Source organism: Enterococcus sp. 7E2_DIV0204, assembly GCF_002140855.1.
Classification (GTDB): domain Bacteria; phylum Bacillota; class Bacilli; order Lactobacillales; family Enterococcaceae; genus Enterococcus_L; species Enterococcus_L lemimoniae.
This window is the reverse complement of the sequence record NZ_NGKY01000001.1, coordinates 619,219-639,149: the sequence shown is the minus strand read 5'-3', so window position 1 is coordinate 639,149 and position 19,931 is coordinate 619,219. Positions and strand designations below refer to the sequence as shown.

General features: G+C 35.7%; 21 protein-coding genes. 18 read left to right on the top strand and 3 right to left on the bottom strand.

All coding sequences use genetic code 11. The annotated features are described in order from the left end of the window. The first annotated feature begins 137 nt into the window (after positions 1-137). The 4 genes from A5819_RS03085 (at position 138) to A5819_RS03070 (ending at position 4,416) form a co-directional block, all read left to right on the top strand. On the top strand, positions 138-2,093 hold the full coding sequence (locus A5819_RS03085; RefSeq protein WP_254907205.1) for a glycoside hydrolase family 3 C-terminal domain-containing protein: 1,956 nt from the start codon (positions 138-140) through the stop codon (positions 2,091-2,093). Between the two features lie 69 nt (positions 2,094-2,162). Beyond that, complete coding sequence (locus A5819_RS03080; protein WP_176271448.1) at positions 2,163-2,645, top strand: GtrA family protein; 483 nt, start codon at positions 2,163-2,165, stop codon at positions 2,643-2,645. 2 nt (positions 2,646-2,647) lie between these two features. Further along, a complete protein-coding gene (locus A5819_RS03075) occupies positions 2,648-3,616 on the top strand; it encodes a glycosyltransferase family 2 protein (protein ID WP_086279837.1) in 969 nt (322 codons plus the stop codon). A gap of 131 nt (positions 3,617-3,747) precedes the next feature. Beyond that, positions 3,748-4,416 carry a CPBP family intramembrane glutamic endopeptidase gene (locus A5819_RS03070; protein WP_086279840.1) on the top strand — a complete coding sequence of 223 codons (669 nt, stop codon included), beginning with the start codon at positions 3,748-3,750 and terminating at the stop codon, positions 4,414-4,416. Between the two features lie 66 nt (positions 4,417-4,482). Here A5819_RS03070 and celB read toward each other — a convergent pair whose 3' ends face one another. After that, positions 4,483-5,805 (bottom strand): PTS cellobiose transporter subunit IIC, encoded by a 1,323-nt coding sequence (celB, locus tag A5819_RS03065; protein WP_086279842.1) that lies wholly within the window; start codon positions 5,803-5,805, stop codon positions 4,483-4,485. Between the two features lie 261 nt (positions 5,806-6,066). Next, positions 6,067-6,795 (bottom strand): TraX family protein, encoded by a 729-nt coding sequence (locus A5819_RS03060; RefSeq protein WP_086279845.1) that lies wholly within the window; start codon positions 6,793-6,795, stop codon positions 6,067-6,069. A gap of 269 nt (positions 6,796-7,064) precedes the next feature. Between A5819_RS03060 and psiE the strand changes: the two genes are divergently transcribed. Further along, entirely contained in the window at positions 7,065-7,514 is a 450-nt protein-coding gene (gene psiE / locus A5819_RS03055; RefSeq protein WP_086279849.1) for a phosphate-starvation-inducible protein PsiE, read from the top strand. Positions 7,515-7,562: 48 nt separating this feature from the next. On the opposite strand, the gene A5819_RS03050 is transcribed toward psiE, so the two are convergent. Then, on the bottom strand, positions 7,563-8,609 hold the full coding sequence (locus A5819_RS03050; RefSeq protein WP_086279852.1) for a YeiH family protein: 1,047 nt from the start codon (positions 8,607-8,609) through the stop codon (positions 7,563-7,565). 110 nt (positions 8,610-8,719) lie between these two features. On the opposite strand from A5819_RS03050, the gene A5819_RS03045 reads away from it, so the two are divergent. From A5819_RS03045 to A5819_RS02985, 13 genes are all read left to right on the top strand, one after another. After that, a complete protein-coding gene (locus A5819_RS03045) occupies positions 8,720-9,538 on the top strand; it encodes a LysR family transcriptional regulator (protein ID WP_086279855.1) in 819 nt (272 codons plus the stop codon). A 381-nt stretch (positions 9,539-9,919) separates the two neighbouring features. After that, a complete protein-coding gene (locus A5819_RS19665) occupies positions 9,920-10,081 on the top strand; it encodes a hypothetical protein (protein WP_254907204.1) in 162 nt (53 codons plus the stop codon). 444 nt (positions 10,082-10,525) lie between these two features. Beyond that, positions 10,526-11,332 carry a PTS sugar transporter subunit IIC gene (locus tag A5819_RS03035; RefSeq protein ID WP_086279859.1) on the top strand — a complete coding sequence of 269 codons (807 nt, stop codon included), beginning with the start codon at positions 10,526-10,528 and terminating at the stop codon, positions 11,330-11,332. Further along, on the top strand, positions 11,325-12,143 hold the full coding sequence (locus tag A5819_RS03030) for a PTS system mannose/fructose/sorbose family transporter subunit IID (protein WP_086279862.1): 819 nt from the start codon (positions 11,325-11,327) through the stop codon (positions 12,141-12,143). The genes A5819_RS03035 and A5819_RS03030 overlap by 8 nt, the downstream gene beginning before the upstream one ends. 16 nt (positions 12,144-12,159) lie before the next feature. After that, positions 12,160-12,636, top strand: a complete 477-nt coding sequence (locus tag A5819_RS03025) for a PTS sugar transporter subunit IIB (protein ID WP_086279863.1) — start codon at positions 12,160-12,162, stop codon at positions 12,634-12,636. Between the two features lie 20 nt (positions 12,637-12,656). Beyond that, entirely contained in the window at positions 12,657-13,508 is an 852-nt protein-coding gene (locus tag A5819_RS03020; RefSeq protein ID WP_086279866.1) for a MurR/RpiR family transcriptional regulator, read from the top strand. 9 nt (positions 13,509-13,517) lie between these two features. Beyond that, on the top strand, positions 13,518-14,417 hold the full coding sequence (murQ, locus tag A5819_RS03015; protein ID WP_086279869.1) for an N-acetylmuramic acid 6-phosphate etherase: 900 nt from the start codon (positions 13,518-13,520) through the stop codon (positions 14,415-14,417). Between the two features lie 53 nt (positions 14,418-14,470). Next, positions 14,471-14,890 carry a PTS sugar transporter subunit IIA gene (locus A5819_RS03010; RefSeq protein WP_086279871.1) on the top strand — a complete coding sequence of 140 codons (420 nt, stop codon included), beginning with the start codon at positions 14,471-14,473 and terminating at the stop codon, positions 14,888-14,890. 286 nt (positions 14,891-15,176) lie between these two features. Then, complete coding sequence (locus A5819_RS03005; RefSeq protein ID WP_086279874.1) at positions 15,177-15,665, top strand: MepB family protein; 489 nt, start codon at positions 15,177-15,179, stop codon at positions 15,663-15,665. A 1,010-nt stretch (positions 15,666-16,675) separates the two neighbouring features. Beyond that, positions 16,676-16,885: a hypothetical protein gene (locus tag A5819_RS03000; protein WP_086279877.1), complete on the top strand. Its 210-nt coding sequence runs from the start codon at positions 16,676-16,678 to the stop codon at positions 16,883-16,885. A gap of 139 nt (positions 16,886-17,024) precedes the next feature. Then, on the top strand, positions 17,025-17,699 hold the full coding sequence (locus A5819_RS02995; protein WP_086279881.1) for a two-component system response regulator SapR: 675 nt from the start codon (positions 17,025-17,027) through the stop codon (positions 17,697-17,699). A gap of 14 nt (positions 17,700-17,713) precedes the next feature. After that, positions 17,714-18,739, top strand: a complete 1,026-nt coding sequence (locus A5819_RS02990) for a two-component system sensor histidine kinase SapS (RefSeq protein WP_086279885.1) — start codon at positions 17,714-17,716, stop codon at positions 18,737-18,739. Positions 18,740-19,008: 269 nt separating this feature from the next. Continuing rightward, a complete protein-coding gene (locus A5819_RS02985) occupies positions 19,009-19,872 on the top strand; it encodes a GRP family sugar transporter (protein WP_086279888.1) in 864 nt (287 codons plus the stop codon). Positions 19,873-19,931 lie beyond the last annotated feature (59 nt).

Below are 19,931 nucleotides of genomic sequence, written 5' to 3'. Positions count from 1 at the left end.
ACAAGTTATGAATGAAATACTACAGTCTGCGCAGGAAACGTTTTCATTAGATGCTTCACTAGATATAATCTTGTTGTTAGTAGGGGAACGATTGATCATAAAAATCAGTATCCTCTAAAGAGCAAGGAGGAAAAAATGTGAAAAAGCTAAAAATGACTAAAAAGAAACTTATACTACTAGGAGGCTGGCTTGCAGTTGTCGCACTAATTTATCTTTATCTATTCAATCATGGCAAGGCGAGTGGCAATAATCCATCATTTGGGATCAATGTACAATTTTTAGTTGGCTGGATAACTAAAATAATTATCGCATTAGCCTTCTCATTAGTCGTCTATTCTATTTATAGAATTGTCAAAATTCGCAAAACAAGGAAGATTTTATATGTTTTATCCTGCTTATTATTAGTGGTACTAGTTATCTTCAATATAGCGGTCAATCAATATGCAATGATTATCAATACTTATTTTTCAGCTTCCCAAATCGATCAATCCGAAGTAAAGAAAACAAAAGAACAAGCTATGGCCTTAACTGAAAAAGTAGCAGGAGAAGGTTCTGTTCTTTTAGAAAACAAAAATGAAACGTTACCCTTACAAGAAAAAAATGTAAATGTATTTGGCTATGCTTCTAGAAACGTGGCTTATGGTGGAACAGGTTCTGGCGGTGGGAAAGAAGATAACAATATTGATTTACAAAAAGGACTAGAAAATGCCGGATTCAAAGTAAATGACCAATTAACTAAATTCTATGATGAACGCTATGTTCCTAGAGAAAAGGTCAACATTCATAAATTGGTTGGTAGCGATTTTAATATTCATGAGCCAAAAGTGAGTGAATATAGTGAATCATTTATACAATCAGCAAAAGAATTTAGTAATACAGCATTAGTCGTTTTTTCTAGAAATAGTGGTGAGGGTGCTGATATTACCAATGAAATGAAAGAGTATACTGGTGGTACAAAAGGCAAGCGCTACCTAGAACTTTCTGATGATGAAACAGCAATCCTTGATTTAGCTAAAGAAAATTTTGACAAAGTAGTTGTCCTTCTAAACTCATCATTTCCAATGGAACTTGGCTTTTTAGAAGATGAAAAGATTGATGGTGCTCTATGGATCGGCGGACCTGGTTCAACGGGCTTTAATGCAGTGGGAAAAATTCTTGCTGGGCAGCTCAATCCTTCTGGTCGCTTAGTTGATACGTATGCCTATGACGAAACAAGCGCCCCATCCTTTAATAACATTGGCGAATTCCCATACTCCAATTCAGAATTTGATTACGAAAAAGATACTTGGCATTATAAATATGTAGATTATGCTGAATCAATTTATGTAGGTTATCGCTATTATGAAACACGTTACATCAATAATGAAACTGGTAAGATGGATGAAGCCGCCTATGATAAAGCAGTCCAATATCCGTTTGGCTATGGCTTGTCCTATACAGATTTTAAACAAGAAATTTCCGATTTCAAAGTAGATGGCAAGGAAATCAAAATGACGGTAAAAGTTACCAATACTGGGAAGCGATCAGGGAAAGATGTCGTGCAATTGTACTACACGCCACCGTATACTGTTGGCGGACTTGAAAAATCTCATGTAGTATTATCTGGATTTGCCAAAACAAAAGAATTAGAACCAAATCAATCAGAAGAGCTTAACTTAACATTTGATGTAGAAGATATGGCAAGTTATGATGAAAAACAAAATAAAGCCTATGTGCTTGAAAAAGGAACGTACAACATTCATTTGATGAATAATGCGCATGATATCATTGATTCAAAAAAGTATGAAGTAGCACAAGACATTGTCTTTAATAAAGAAAATAAACGTGAAAGTGACCAGCTTGCAGCAACAAACCAGTTTGAGGAGGCCAAAGGTGATGTCCAATATGTTTCTCGTTGGGATTGGGAAGGAACGATGCCAAAAGAAATGGCAAAACCAAGAGTTGCCTCTGAAGAGCTATTGAACGCCTTGAAAGATCAAAGTGTGAAGGAAGAAGAAGCTGAGCCAATTAAATTTAAAAAATCTGGATTAGAATTATATAATTTAAAGGGGCAAATCAATTATGGAAAGGTTTTTTTCTTAATAAAAGAGTGAGAAAAGTACAAGATTTAACCAAGTTTGAAAGGAATTTAGAAGGTGAGAGAAGAAAATAAAATAGTTCAAATGTTTAAAAAATGGAAGGCAAAGCATCCTGAAATATATGAGTTTCTCTTGTTTAATATAATGAGTAATGTTGCGACTGTTACGAATTTTGCTGTATTATGGGCGAGCTCCGGACTGTTGCCACTGTTCATTGAAAATACAGCTTTTCAATGGTTTATTTTTGATTATCCAACTTCTGAAGGTGGACGAGTTGGTTTTGTCAGTTTTCTAATTGCCTATGTTTGTGCACAAATCGTGAATTTCGTGGTGCAAAGAAACGTTGTTTTTGGCTCTACGAATAAAATAGGTAAGTCATTACCGTGGTATGTTTTAACAGTTGTTGTGGCTGGAATTATTTCTATTTGGCTGCCACCCCATGTGATAGGGTCAATAAAACCTGTAGTGGGAGATTTTGCACCAACTATTGCTAATGTTGTGAATATCATCATCCAAGTGGTGATCAATTACCCAATGATGAAATTTGTGATAATGAAGAAGGAATAAAAATGAAAATATTAAGTGTAGTTGTCCCAGCTTATAATTCAGAAGATTATCTGCATCGTGCCGTTGATTCGCTACTAAGTGAAGCCGGCGATGTAGAGATCATTATTGTGAATGATGGTTCAACGGATAAAACAGAAGAAATTGCCAATCAATATCAGGAAGCCTATCCAGATACAGTCAAAGTGGTTCATCAGAAAAATGGTGGACATGGAGACGCGGTGACAACTGGATTATATGCTGCTACTGGTCGTTATTTTAAAGTGGTAGATAGTGATGATTGGGTCAATGAATCAGCCTATCAACGCGTTATAAAACAATTAAAACAATTAACGAATAATCGACAAGTCGATATGTTGGTAACGAACTATGTTTATGAAAAAGTTGGAGCTTTCCACAAAAAACGAGTGACCTATAAACGAGCTATCCCGGAAAATAAAGTGTTTGGTTGGGATGAGACCAAATTTCGCCAAGGTAACTATTTATTAATGCACTCGATTATCTTTAAGACAGATCTATTAAAACGGATCAATCTTCATTTACCTCGACATACTTTTTATGTCGATAACTTATTTGTTTTTGAGCCAATGCACTATGTTAAAAGAATTTATTATTTGAACGTTGATTTTTATCGTTATTTTATTGGTAGAGAAGATCAATCAGTGAATGAAAACAAAATGATTGAACTATATAGCTCTAATCAGGTAGAAGATGAATCATGTCGACAGTATCTTTTCCAGTTTTTAGAAATCGTCACTACAGTTTCTTCTGTTTTGGCGTTGAAGAGTAATACCGAAGAGGATCTTTGGAAAAAAGAAATGTTATGGAACTATATAGAAATACTTGATCCTGATTTGTATGCTCAGTTAAGAAAGCGATTTTTAGGTGCTTTACTATCAAGAAAGGGCTTTGGTATTCGCTACTTTGTTTTGCGGATTTATAAAACGTGTCAAAGAATTTATGGGTTTAATTAGAATGACCTGTTTATATAACCGAGTGTCTTAGGGACATGCAACCTTCTTGTTGCTCTATTTTACTACTTCCTCATAGTTTGGTATGATGAATGAAATCAGTAAAAATATAGTTAAAAAAAGGGAGTAATGAGATGGGATATGTTAAAAAGTTTTTTGTTTTAGTTGGGCTATTTTTAGTAAGCCAAATGGGGATGTTCATATTTAGTTTTGCTAAAGGCGCTTCCTTAGCGATGGGCAATGCCCAGTTATCATTGTTTGAAGCGATTGTACTGATGTTGGTAATTATTGGGAATATTTGGCTGCTGGTGTTTTTAGGGGGAAAGTTAGGTTTTTTAAACTTAAAATTTGATTTTTTTACTAAGAAAAATGTTGGGATTATTTTAGGCGGCTTTGTTTTAGCACGAGTGATTGCAATTGGAGGAACACTTTTATTAAATACCCAAGGATCAGAAACAACTGCAAATGACGCAGCGATTCAAATGATATTTACCGGAGAAAATCCTCTGTTGATCATATTATTGCTTGGAATTTCAGCACCAATTATGGAAGAAATTGTTTTTAGAGGCGGAATCATTGGCTATTGGCTAGAAAAATTTCCAGTAGTTGCTATTGCGATTAGTTCGATTGCATTTGGTTTGGTTCACGGACCGACAAACCTAATTAGCTTTTTGATTTATGGATTGATGGGCTTGATCATGTCGATGGCTTATTACAAAACGCAACGGTTAGAAGTCAGTATAGCCATTCACTTTTTAAATAATATTTTAGCAGCGATTGTGATAGCATTTGGGATGGTTTAGAGGAATAAAGATAGTAAAAAAGCGAAAAATCAGGAATTGATTCTTCGCTTTTTTGATTGTACTTATTTAAACCCCCTCCGTAATTTCAATTTCTAGTGTCTTATCACTAGTTGCTACTCCTTCCATCTCAACCTTATAAGCTTTTAAATCTTCCATTTTAAAGAACGGGTAATACAATCCAAAACTCAACAAAATTTGAACGATTTGCAAAACAGCTCCCCGCCAGCCGCTAACCATCAATCCTGCAATCACAGGTGGCATGGTCCATGGTAGATTAACCCCATTGGTCAATGGGACAATTCCAGTGGCCATGGCTGTATACGCAAGGATACACATCAACAGTGGTGCAATCACAAAGGGAATTAGCATCATTGGATTTAGCACGATCGGGATCCCGAAAACCAAAGGCTCATTAATATTAAATATTGCTGGTGCAAATGACAATTTTCCTAAAGTTTTGAACTGAACTGACTTTGCAAAGAAGAGACAAGCGATGGCCAATCCAATCGTTGCACTGGAGCCACCAAGTTTGACAAAATTACTATAAAACTGATAATTGACAATATTTGGTAATGGTTCACCAGCAGCAAAGGCTTGCGCATTTTCTACAGTCAGCGCGATCCAAATTGGCTGCATTACAGCACCAACAATATTCGAACCGTGGATACCAAATGACCATAGTAATGCTTCAAACAATAAAATAATCAACGTTGCTGGAAGTGAACTGCCTAATGCCAAGAGTGGCGTTTGCAAAACTTCAAAAATAAAATTTTGAGCCGTTTCATATGATGTAAACGTAAAACCAATTCGTATCAGATTAAATATAATTACGACAAAAAATCCCGGAATCAATGCAGAAAACGATTTTGCCACATTTGAGGGAACAGATTCCGGCATCTTGATCGTCCAGCCCTTTTGAACGACCCAACGGAAAATTTCAGCCGCTAAGATTGCTGTGATCATACCGACAAATAGACCAGATGCCCCGAAGTTACTTAAGGGTAAAAAAGAACCGTTTTCGGTTGCTGTGATCGGTGTTAAGATCAGAAAACCAACAAGAGCAATTGCTTGAGTTGAACCTCTATCAACAGAGTAGTATTTTGCCATTTCACTCGCAATACCCAAAATAACAAATAAGGTCATCGCATTCATCGTCATGTTGTTGACTTGAAGAAACAAAGACATCCAATCTTTACCTAAAACGGACTCCATAAACTGAATATAGGGCTTTATTGGCAATTGTGTAACAAGTAAGAACATCGAACCAATAATTAATAATGGCATGGCCACAAAAAAACCGTTTTTGATGGCAGAAAGATAACGATTTGAATCAAGTTTATAAGCGACCGGTCCAAGTTTAGCTTGTAGTTTTTCTAAGAAAGTATTCATACTACTCCTCCTTTATTTTACGCTAGTTGATTCGAAAACCCTTACATTTTTTTGTAAAAAAACAATTCCCTCGCCTTTTAGTAAAAATAAAGAGGGGTAATCTTATTCTAGCGGATAGATTTGTTAAAATCAACTCAATTTGAGCAGTTATCTAGATAAAAAGATTTATTTATTTCAGATTACTCTGTGTTAACCGCAAAACAGTGTATTTAAAAAGAACTCGCCTTTTTAAATACACTGCTGTATTGAAATGCACAATTTTTACAAGATTCCGCGTATTAGGATAAGCAGGATCATGTGTACTGGATAAAAAAAATAGAACCCCCATTTGACCCAATTTGGAGAGTAACCACGTTGTCCATTATAATTTAAAAGCAATGGAATAGTCATCAGAATACCAAGACCTGAAAGTAATTCATACCAAGGGACGGAGCTTGGTGCAATCATGTAAACGATCAACATCAATAAAAATAAGAAGCCTGTAGCATAAATAGGCGGGATGATTTTCTTTAATTTAACATCTTGAATACGATAAAATCCAAAAATAATCAAAACGCCAATTAAATTCCAGTCAGACATGATCGTTGCAAGTGAAAAGATGATCACCAATAAGACGTGAATAGCTGTATTTTTGGTTCGATCGTATAAAGTAATCAATAGAAGTCCCATTAAAAGTGCAAAGAAAATATTATTGACTAATTCTGTCAAAGCAAAAGGGTAACCTGGATAAAATAAGACATGGAATGGATAGATTGAAATAAGCCAAAATAAGCCTAAGCGTGCGGCATATTTTTTTATATTTCTCGTATAATGAAACCCTTCGACGAGTAAATAGGCCATGATAGGAAACGTCAGCTTTCCAATAAATTCTGTAAAGAAAAATAGTTGGTCTGAATACTCATAAACCCTAAAACCACTTCCAATATGATTAAGTAACATAGCAACAATCGCAATCACTTTTAAGTGAAATGCATCTAATTTTTTATTCATAAAATAATTCCCCCAAACTTTATGATTCAAAAATAACATAAGTAATTTGAAAAAGAGTGGGACTTTAGTTGGATTATTCAGTCAGACTTTTTGCGTTTGTTTTATGTAGAATACTCTAAACTGCTTGTTATGTAGCACTTTTTTCAGATTTAGATTTTTACATCGTGTAAAAAGAATGATATATTATTCTTATAAAGGAAGAGTAGCCACTGTTTTTAGTTAGACTTTGAACAAAACTATTTAGCTCTTGAAATGAAAGGAGGACGAAGATGAAAGAAGAACAAAGATTCGGCATCATGAAAAAATATGTTAATTGGGTGTTAGATATTGTTTTGGGCGTACTAGCACTACTTATTTTAATTTTTATGATACGTCAATTGATTGATATCGGTACGTTTATCAATAAACCGATGACGCCTAAAAACTTATCGATCGTCATGCAGGAAGTTGTAGCATTTTTCATGTTATTTGAGTTTATTATGATGGTGATCCGCTATATTCAAGAAGGGCATCATATTCCAATCCGGTATTTGATCCTGATTTGTATTACAGCTATTTTAAGACAATTGATGGTATTACACGGTGATGCTGTACAGACGCTATTATTATCAGTATCGATTTTATCACTGGTTATTGTGTTATTTGTGCTTAATTTAAGTGGTAACAAATCTTATGTTGGATTTAAATCCCATGCAGATGATAGACAGGAAATAAAATAATCCAGTAAAAAAAGTCACTCGAATGCTTTTCGAGTGACTTTTTACTATTTAAATTCCTAATAAAAAGATCAGTGCAATTGCTAAAACCACTTGAATAACACCAACTGATAGACCGTAAATCAAAAAACGTTTTCCTTCTTTGAAGAATTTTTGAAAATCTAAACGTAGACCAATTGCAGCTAACGCTGTGATTTCAAACCAACCGCTAAAGAAATGGGCTGTTTGGCTTAATTCTACAGGCAAATGAATCAAACTATTGATCACACAAAATAGTACGAATCCCACAACATACCAAGGTAAGGCGGAGCTTTTTTTCTTAGGTGCTATTTCTGTAGTTGTAGTAATCGGTGATCTTTGCTGCTTAAATCGACCAAAAAGGTAAACAACGACTACAAGCATCATGATCCGCATGATTTTGAACAACATAGCAAGCTCTACCACTTCTCCGTTGATCATACTGGCACTTGCAACGACTTGTCCAACTGATTGTAGAATCCCACCGATCAACGCGCTTTTTGTCAGAATGTCAGTCCCGTAGACAATGGAGCCGATAATTGGTAACAGTAGCATTAAAATAGTTCCTAGTAAATTGACTAGGGTAATGATCTGTCCTTTTTCTTCTTCTTTTGCATGAATCGCAGGTGCAATCGATGCAATTGCTGAAGAACCACAAACTGCATTTCCACCAGCCATCAATAAGGACATGTTATCTGAAAACTGCATTTTTTTACCAAGAAAATAAGAAGCAATGATCGTTAAAGCCATTTGTAAAAGGACAAAAATACCTCCTTTGATCCCGATTTGTGCGATGGTCTGAAACGTCACTGTGGCACCTAATAAAACAACTGAGAATTCTAATAGCTTGCCTTCAGCAATTTTCGTCCCTTTTTCCAATACTGGATTTTTTAAAAAAGTATTTCCAAGTAAGATACCCAGCAAGATCGCAATCGTTGCTGCACCTAAAGTCGGTAGCCAAATCGCAATGATTTTGCTAATAACGGCGACCACAAAAGCGGTGAGCAATCCAGGTAAAATGACCATTGTTTTTGTTAGATAAGTTCTTGTAACATTATTATTTTTCACTAAAATATTCATCTTCTTTCCATGTTTATCTCTCTACAAATCTAGTATAACGAAATTATTTGCATTTGAGAAATAAATAGTTAAAATAATATCTATAATGAAAATGAATGGAAAGGGTCTCTATGTTTAAATTACTGAAAACATTTCGTGCTGTTTATGAAACAAAAAATTTTTCAAAAGCTGCAGAACGTTTATTTATTTCACAACCAGCTGTTTCGAATCAAATCAAATTATTGGAAGAAGAGCTTGATATTCAGCTGTTTGTACGAAATGGTCGGCAAGAAATCATTACGACCAAACAAGCGGATATTTTATACAATCATTTGCTTAATTTGTCTGACGATTGGGAAGACGTTGTGCAAGCCTTACGAGTGCAAACAAATCCTAGAGAAACTTGTAGGATCATTGCTTCAAATACATTTGCAGTTTATTATCTACCAGAATTGATTGATCAATTGATCCAGCGCTTTCCAGAAGTCTCATTTATTTTGGATATGGATAATTCTGAGCGTGTACTAGATGGAATAGAGAAGCACCAAGCCCATTTTGGTTTTATTGAAAAACCTCTAATCACCGATTCAATCATTCGTCAAGAGATTTTGACTGATGAATTAGTGCATGCTGGTGATTTTTCAAAAGATTTATGGCTAGTTCGAGAGGAAAATTCTGGAGTATTTCATTATACTGAGCGCTACTTTTTGGCACATAACTTAAATCCTCAAAAAATGATCATCAAAAATAATGAAATGATTGTCAGATGTTTAGAGCAGGGGATCGGTCAGTCAATTATTTCCAAACGAGCGTTGACCAAAAACTTGAACTGGCGCTCACTAGGGCAGGAATATCAGAGGAATTTTTACTTTATTAAAAGACAACATATTGAATCTAGTCAGTTACGTGAAATCGAGTGTTTTATTCATCAATACTATCAGGAAAATTAGTTCAAAAATAGAAAAAAGCTAGTATACTTTTTTTGTGTCATAATATAGTCATTTTGATGCAACAAAACGGGTACCTTGTGCTATCTTAATAAGAGATTATTTGTTCAGAAAATAACCAGTATATTTTGTGTAGGTATTTCGCGGTAAAAAACATAATAGAGTATATCTAGGCCAGGAGGGAACCTTGTGGAAACATTTTTATGGAATATTCAGATAGAAGAATATGTTGCAACTGTAGATCAAACAATAAAAGTTGATTAAGAATACATCGACTATTACTGCAAGCTATCTAAAGAAGCGAATCAACTCGTTGAGAAAATAAATGCTGAGACATTAGCGTTAACGTTACCAAAATTAATGGCAATCGATGAAAAATGCACATTGATTATTTTTTATATCTTTAATGGCTATGCTTTGGCAGAGGATACGGCAAATGCTACGATTCAATTGATCGAACAAGAATACAAAAAAACATATAGAGAAAAGTACATTTTTGATATGCCGGAATATGAAACTTGGTCGATTTCTCAAAGAATTATCTAAACGGTCTATTTATCATTACATAGGAGTTCGATGAATCGTACTAAAGTGAAGTGTAAAAAAAATATTGAGGTTATTTTGGAAAAACATGACTAGCCAATGGGGTTAGTTGTTTTTTTTTGTCTTTTAAAAAGAAATAAGATTTCTTTTTTTGAAAAATTAAATTAATTATTGAAATTAGATTTCAATCATGATATGATTTGTTTGTAGAAAGAAAGCGCATTCTTTTTTGCTTTGAAATATAGTGAATGAAGTGAACTGATGTTGAAAAGTACAAGGTGAAGCGAGGGGGAACGTTGTTACTGTGTGTTATCTAGCTACGCGGGCTAACTCTTCGGAAAAAAGATAAATTCTAAATGAGGTAAAAAGCACCTCAGTTAGAATTTCCTATTTTTCAGTCAGAGCTGAACGAGCCCGCTTCGCTTTTAGTTTAAGGGAGGAATCAAAATGGAAATTTCTATCGGCATTATTCTTATTTTATGTATTTACACAGCTGTAGGTGTTTTAGACCAGATCTCTATTCAAATTGGGCCATATACGCCATTATTTGCTGCAACGTTTACAGGGTTGGTTTTAGGGGATGTTCAAACTGGTTTGATGATTGGGGCAACATTGCAATTGATGACGCTCGGTGTGGCAACTTACGGCGGAGCAACGGTTCCGGATTTTCTGTCTGGTGCAGTGATGGGGACGGCCTACGCGATTATTTCAGGAAAAGGTGCTGAGTATGGCATCGGAGTTGCAGTGCCTATTGGCTTATTATTAACGCAACTAGATATTCTCGGTAGAATGACCAATACATTTTTCCAGCATAAAGCAGATAAATATGCGGAAGAAGGAAATTATAAAGGAGTTGAACGTTGTAATATTTTGGGGATTTTTCCTTGGACATTATCACGAATGATCCCAGTCTTTATCGGGTTAGCTTTTGGTGAGCAAGTTGTAACGGTGATCAATGAATGGATTCCGGTGTGGGTCATGAATGGTCTGAAAGCTGCTGGTGCCATTTTACCAGCTATGGGGATCGCTATTTTGATGCGTTACTTACCAATCAAAACCTATTGGCCGTATTTCATTATTGGTTTTGTCTTATTGGCTTATGGTGCGGCCTTCTTCTCTGTTTTAGGAGTGGCCTTGGTTGGTTTAGCGTTAGCAGCAATTTATGTTATGAATCAAAACAATAATAAAGGTTCTGCAACGTCTGCTGGAACAGTTGTCTATGAAGACGATGAGGAGGTAGAAATCGATGACTAACAAACTAACGAAAAAAGACATCAATAAAGTTTATCGGAGAAATTTATTTAGCTTACAATGGGGCTGGAATTATGAAAAAATGCAAGGTCTAGGGTATTCTTATGTGATCATACCTGCCTTAAAACGATTATACGGGAATGATCCCGAGAAGATGAAAAAGGCGCTTAAAACCCAGATGGGCTTTTTCAATACAACACCAGCTATGTCGCATTTGATCATCGGGGCAGATATGGCTTTAGAAGAGGAGATCGGGATTGAAGATGATCAGGCGATCACAGGATTAAAAACAGGACTGATGGGACCATTTGCGGGTGTAGGTGATACACTGTTTATTGCAATCTACCGAGCAATTGTTTTTTCAATTGCCGCATACATGGCTCAAGGAGGACAAGCTTTTGGTCTGGCAATTCCGATTATTGCAGGTTTAACTGTTTTATGGGTGCGCTATAAATTTACATGGATCGGTTATAATCAAGGGAAAAAAATTGCCACGGAATTTGCGGATAAAATGAAGCTATTAACACAAGCTGCTGCAATTCTTGGATTAACAGTAGTTGGAGGATTGATTCCTTCGGTCATAACTTATAAACTAGAGTTGACCTATAAAATGGGAGAGGTGACCTTATCCATTCAAGAGATGCTGGATAAAATTCTACCAGCCTTGATTCCGCTGTCGATCGTTATGATGTCTTATTGGCTGTTGGGGAAGAAAAAAATGAATTCAACGCGTTTGATTTTTGTATTGATTCTACTTGGAATGGTTTTAGGTAATTTACAAGGAATCACTGCTTGGATCGGAAATCTATTTTAAAAAAGGATGATGAAGAATGACAATTGAACATGCACGTGTAGATGAACGTTTGATCCATGGTCAAGTAGCAACAGTTTGGACGAATACGTTAGGCGCTCAAAGAATTATGGTAGTCAACGACTTAGCGGTCAAAGATCAAATGCAGATTGGGGCATTGAAGATGGCTAAACCTGCAGGAGTAAAATTATCGATCCTTTCTAAACGAAAAGCAATTGAGAAAATTTTAGCTGGTAATTATGATGACGAAAAAGTTTTTTTGATTACAAAAGATATTCAAGATATGGCTGATTTGATCGATAGCGGTGTTCCCTTAAAAGCCTTTAACGTTGGGAACATTTCACAAAAAGATGACAGTAAACCAATCAAAAAATCAGTGGCTGTTACTGAAACAGATGTCCAAACAATTAAACGTTTAGATGAATTGGGCATAAAAATCACAGCACAAATGATTCCTTCAGAATCTGATGAAACAATTTTAAACTTTATTAAATAAGCAATGGGAGCTGAATATGCATGGATGCAATCAAAATTATCAGACAAAAATACAGAAACTTTTCTAAGGTCAATCGAAAGATCGCTGATTATATCTTGAAAGACCCAACCTTGGTTCTTTCCTTGACCGCAAATGAAATTGCATCCAATAGCGGCACCTCTCCAGCTTCTGTGACTCGTTTTTCTAAATCATTGACGTTTGATAGTTGGGAAGAGCTAAAACTGTCGATTGCAACAAAACAAGGTGCAGAACATGCGCCAAAAACAATTGATCCGATCGTAGCCGTGGATGACTCAATCGATACCTTATGTGCAAAAGTAGAATCTTTACTAAATGCAACGATCGAAGATTTATTTGAGTTAGCTGATAAGCAGTCCTTAAGGCGTTCGATCGATGCAATCAAGCAAGCAGAGACAGTCTATTTGATTGGAATTGGTTCGTCTTCTTTAACGGCTTACGATTTATATCATAAATTTAATCGAGCTGGGAAAAAAGCAGTTTTTAATTATGATGTGCATATGCAATTTGAATTTTTAAATTACTCTAAGCCAGAGGATGTTTTGATTGCAATCTCGTATAGTGGCATGTCCAAAGAAGTCTTGATTGCTTGTGAAATTGCCCGGAAAAATCAAACAAAAATCATTTTCATTACTAGAAATGAAAGTGAACGGATCATGAAGTTAAGCGATGAAGTATTACTTGTACCAGCCAATGAACATCTACTTCGAGTAGGCGCAATTGCTTCGATTGCTTCTACAATGGCTGTGGGAGACGTTTTATATTTAGGCTCAATCCAAGATGATTTAGATACGACAATTGAAAAAAATATGACGGATACAAGAAAATTGGTAGAGAAACTGAAAGAAAAGTAGGGATGTAGGATGAAGTTGGATGAATTGACCACTGAGTCGCGAAATGCTGCAAGTAAAAATATCGATCAATTATCAACACTTGAAATGGTAAAAATCATTAATCAGGAAGATCAAAAAGTTGCATTAGCCGTGGAAAAAGTCTTGCCCGATCTAGCCCAAGCGATCGATCAAGCTGCTGAGCGTTATCAAAATGGCGGGCGTTTGATTTATTGCGGTGCAGGAACATCTGGCCGCTTAGGAACGTTAGATGCAATTGAGCTGACACCGACATATAGCGTGTCACCTGATAAAGCATTTGGATTGATTGCAGGTGGAAAAGAAGCCATGTTTCACGCAGTAGAAGGAGCCGAGGATTCAAAAGAACTAGCAGAAGCAGATTTAAAAAAATGTAACTTAACGGATAAAGACGTAATAATTGCAGTTGCAGCTAGTGGAAGAACGCCTTATGCAATCGGTGCGCTAGAATATGGTGAAAAAGTGGACGCTTTGACGATCGCTGTTACGTGTAATGAAGCAAGTGAAATGAATCTATTGGCGGCAATTGGTATTGCTCCTGTGGTCGGACCAGAAGTAATCACAGGTTCAACTCGTATGAAAGCAGGAACAGCCCAAAAAATGGTTTTAAATATGTTTTCAACAGGGATTATGATCAAAGTAGGAAATGTTTATCAGAATCTGATGGTCAATGTTCAACCAACAAATGAAAAATTGATTCAGCGTTCGATCCAGATTATTCATGAAGCAACAGGTGTTGAGCAAACGACTGCACAGGAATATTTGAGTTTGGCACATAATCACGTAGCAGAAGCTATTGTAATGATTCAAGGGCAAATTGGATTAGCTGATGCACAAGCGCTATTGAATCAACATAATCGACGTATTTCTGATGTTCTTAGTGAGATAGGCTAATGGCTAAAATAGAGGGCAAGAACTAAGAAGGATACTTAAGTGGAGGAACAAGAATGAAACCAAAATTAATTTTAATGAGCCACGGTAAAATGGCAGCTGAAACCGTACAATCAGCCAAAATGATCGTTGGTGATTTAATAGAAGCAACGGATGTTTCTATGACGGAAGTCGATGGCATGTCTGGTACAACAGATAAATTGATAAAGCTGCTTGAACCGTTAGGCAATGATCCAGTGTTGATAATAGCTGATCTAAAAGGTGGAACGCCGTGCAATGTAGCGCTGATGCAAATGAACGCTCGACCAAATCTACGTGTTTTATCCGGTTTAAACTTAGCGATGGTGATAGAAGCTGCAGTCTCACCAATTGAGGAAATCGATGAATTGGTCGATTATTTATCTGATATAGGTAAAAATGCCGTGGAGAAAATCGAGCTTCCTGAACTAGATGATGAAGAAGAATATGAAGAATGAAATTTGAGGTTGGGACAGAATCTTCTTATTTCTGAAGCCTTCACCAAGTAGGTACTACTCTAAATCCACACATCCATTCATGGTGATTTTTGACAATGTAATCGAAATGAAGTGTGGTGATAGATTCTGATTTCACTGTTTACTCTAATTCCATGTGGCTGGGCTGTAACTCGTAGGGTTATGTCTCAGTCACTTTTTCAATGACTTAAAAATATTATTTGCAGGAATCCTTTATTTTCTTTGAATCTACATGATACAATAAAATTTCTTGGAAAGGAGTGCAATAATGGAATCATTGAATTATTTACTAAAAATAGTAGACCAAATTAGTGATCTACCTTTAGAAAATCTCAAAGTTGAGGAACAAAATAAAGACTACCAAGGCCTAACCTTTTCAATCGGTCAACAAACATTCAGAAGTAGAACAGCTAAAATAACGTCTAAAAAATTAGGCTATTTTGTTGCTTTTTGGGAAAAAGATAGGGCAAATAAAAATCAGCCCTATGAGAGTGTTTCTGCACCAGAAAAATTAATCATCACAATCTTCGATCAAGAGAAAGTCGGGCAGTTTATATTTCCCAAGGCAATTTTAGCTGAACAACACATTTTGACAACCGGAGCAATCAAAGGAAAGATGGCTTTGCGCCTTTATCCGGATTGGGTCATAGGGTTGAATAAAACAGCTAGCAAAACCCAGCAGTGGCAAAGTCCTTATTTTATTGATTTAACCGACACATGTGATGTGATGTTATTGCAACAGCTTTATTTTGACTGACGTAGACAAAAAAACAAGAAACAAGCAACAAAGCTTATTTCTTGCTTTAATAGTCATCAGTAAAGAAAATACAAACAATCATCTTCGTATAAAGGAAGTATCGAAAAAGATTACGTTGATGTTGATTATTGTGTTTCCTTAAAGAATACTTGGGAGTAGTAATTGACTATTAGGTAAAGAATCACTGCTTACTTAATAAATCATCCAGGAGAATGGGTAAAAGCTGGTTGGGATCAGCGTTTAATATAGTCAATGGTTGGTTGACAATTATATGTTAAGATTTAAAAAGTAAGCAAGTGTTCTTTTAGATAGAAACGAATACACAAAAAAATGGCGTCGGACACACATCCAACGCCATTGTAAGTTCAATAAATAAGCATAAACATCTTCAAGTCAGAAAAAACTAGTATAAACCTCTAGAAATTTCAGTCAAAATTGAGTAAAATGGAAGATGTCAATGTATAAATATTGGCTCAAGCAACTTGATTGGTCAGGTGTTCACTGACTGTTCAGGGCTTCATGATTTAGTTGGTAGCTAAATCATGAAGTGCTTTTTTTTATCTTATTCATTTCTATCTATCCCCATTTTATAGGAAAACCCTTTTAGGGTCAATAAAGGGTTTGAAAAAAGTTACGTGAATCGCTAAATTGTTGTGAATAGGTCTGGAAAATATATCTACCAAAAACTAAAGTAAATGTGGCGTAACTAATGACTTAATGAGTGCTGAACAAAATCAGTGGGATAATGACATTAATTTATAAAGTAAAAGAGACGTAAGGATGATACAAGAGACTATCATTTTTAGGGATTGCTTCTGCATTTACGGTTCTCGTTTCACTCCGATCCTTGAAGCGTGGAGGACCGTTTGCTCCCACTGTTTATCCAGACACTTTTTGTAGCTGACCAATTAATCAAATACTGTAGACATTCTTTACTTTAAAAAAAGCATTAGTTAGCGTAAAATGTAAGTGCATCCAAAAATATAATGAAGCTGTGGGGAGCAAAAACAATGTTAATAGAACTTGTTTTAGTGCTGACGGTTTTCACATACGGCAGTAACTTTATCTTATCTCTGATTCTTAGGACGAAAGAAAAAATCCAAGGAATCGAAAAATTATCGATCTTTTTTGGTGTAAATATGACGATTTTACTTTTAGATGGGGTCTTTTTGTTTATTGGTAAAGCGATATCGGATAGCGGCGTTGCGGTTTTGGAGTAAGTGCTAGAAGGATGAAGGAAAGCTAAAATTAGTTTCCCTTCATTCATTTTTTTATCAAAAATTCGGCTAAAAGTCCTATATGAATGACGCAGATTTTCTGATAAGGTACAATAGAAAGAAACAACAGGAGGGTCAGCAAATGGCAAAGATCATGATCATAGAAGATGAGACAACGATTCGTGAGCTAATCAGCGAAGAGTTGCAAAAATGGCAGTTTGATACATTCGGAACGACAGATTTTAATCATGTGTTAGAAGATTTTCAAAGAGAAGATCCGCAATTGGTATTGTTGGATATCAATCTCCCAGTATTTGACGGTTATTATTGGTGTCAGAAAATCCGTGAAATCTCTAAAATCCCGATTATTTTTATATCTAGCCGTAGTACCAATATGGATATGATTATGGCAATGAATATGGGGGCTGATGATTTTGTCACAAAACCATTTCAAATCGATGTACTGATTGCAAAAATCAATGCACTTTTACGTCGCTCTTATAATTATTCTGAAGTCGGTAGTGAGATCATGTCACATAATGGTATTACTTTAAATGTTGATAATGGCAGTATGGAAATCAATGGTGAAGTGATTGATTTAAGTAAAAATGAATACCGTTTACTCTATATTTTGATCAAGAAACATGGCAAGATTTTAACACGAGAAAAACTATTGCGGGCTTTATGGGAAGACGAACGCTTTGTGGATGACAATACATTGACCGTCAACATCAATCGCTTAAGAAAAAAAATTGAACAGGCAGGTCTTGAAGGATATATTGAAACAAAAGTGGGACAAGGATATATCGTACCATAGAATAGGAGCATAAAATGACAATTAGTAAGTATTTAAAAGATCATTGGTTGTTATTGATCGGCTGGTTATTTTTTATTGGGGTGACTTGTTTTATTTTATGGCTTTCTCCAGATATGGTCGTGAATCCATCGATTATTGGGTATTTGGTCTTATTACAAGGGTTGTTTTTACTTTTATTTTTAACAATCGATTATTCATTAAAAAAAAGTTGGTGGCGTTCTTTAGATATTTCAGAACATCCGCCATCTTTGCAACATTATCTAGGTGAAGCATCAAAATCAGAAGAAAAATTGGCTCAAGACTATATTAACGGTTTGTTGGTGGAGCACCAGCAAGTTATGCAGCAGGCAATCAACAATCAACAGGATCAAAAAGATTATATCGACTCTTGGGTTCATGAAATCAAAGTACCGCTAGCGGCTGTCAATTTAGTTTTGCAATCGATCGAAGATGATATTCCAGAAAAGAAATATTATTTAGTCGAAAATGAGTTAAGTAAAATCGATGAATATGTGGAGCAAGTTCTTTATTATGCACGATTGGATAGTTTTTCTAGAGATTATTTGATCCAAGAATATTCGTTGAAGGAAATTGTTCAGTCGGTGATTCGGACACAAGGAAATTATTTTATTCAAAAGAGTTTACAGTTTTCTATTGAAGGTGACGATCAAATGGTGCTGACAGATGCAAAATGGGTGGCCTTTATTTTTAAACAACTTGTTAGTAATGCCATCAAATATACTCCAGCAGGCGGTAAGATCACGGTCATTATTTCCAGAACCAAAGAAGGGGCTTGGCTATTCTTGAAGGATACTGGGATCGGGATTCCTAAAGAAGATCAGCACAGGATTTTCGATAAGGGCTTTACGGGAGAAAATGGTCGGACTAGTGAACAGCATTCCACTGGTTTAGGGTTGTATTTAGCTAAAAGTCTGGCGGATAAGTTAGGCCATCAATTGACAATGGAGTCAGTTGAAGGAGACGGCACGACTATGAAATTGTTGTTTCCGTTTTTAAGTTATTTCAATGAAAGAAGATAGATAGCTACGTTGAGAAATGGAATCATTGTTTCTCAACGTGAGCTTTTTTATTTTTGCTTGTTCTTCTTCCATTGGAAAATATAAAATTTATAAAGGTTTTTGTATACATTATTGTTAAATAGAGTACGCTCCTTCAAGTCAATATTCTCTTATTTTCCATAAAACAAATAATGAGAGAAATTTTAGTAAACTTTTTGCTCTCGTATAGTTGTATAGCAAACGCTTTTATTGTTAGACTTAACACATCAAACTTTTGATAGGAGCTTATTATGGAGATATTAGTAGCGTTGATCCCGATGTTTGCTTGGGGTAGCATTGGTCTTGTCAGCGGCAAAATCGGTGGTAGTGCGAATCAGCAAACATTAGGTATGACGATTGGGGCCGTATTCTTTTCGACGATCGTCTTTTTCATTGTTCAACCTGTGATCACTATTCAAATGGTTGTAATTGGTATCTTATCTGGTTTATTCTGGAGTGTGGGGCAAAATCAGCAATTCCATGGAATGAAATATTTAGGTGTATCAGTAGGTTTACCTGTTTCAACGGGGATGCAGTTGATTGTGAATACGATTGCTGGAGCAGTCTTTTTTCATGAATGGAAAGGCAGTCGAGATTATATTTTAGGCTTTATTGCTCTTGCTTTATTAGTATTAGGCGCATATCTAACAGCTCGCCAAGATGATGATAGTGGTGTGAAAACAACAAATTCGATGTTGGATTTTAACAAAGGATTACGAGCACTGACCTTTTCAACAGTTGGATATGGCGCATATACGATTATTATCAATGTAGCTGGGCTTGATCCGATGGGGATTATTTTACCTCAAAGTATCGGGATGTTGATTGGAGCCAGTTTCTTTGCTTTTAAAAAGGTTAAGTTGGATCGGTATGTTTGGCGTAATATGAGCTGTGGTCTATTGTGGGGGTTAGGGAATATCTGTATGTTGTTAACGATGCGACAACTTGGTTTAGCAATCAGTTTCTCTTTATCTCAAATGGGGATCATTATCTCTACATTAGGCGGTATTTATATTTTAGGTGAAACCAAGTCTAAAAAAGAAATGAGATATGTCATAATTGGTTGCCTATTCGTCATTTTAGGTGGTATCCTTTTAGGGTATATGAAAGCGTAAATGTCATATTTACGCTTCTTTTTATGAAAAAATTTGCAATGATTATACTAGAAAATGGA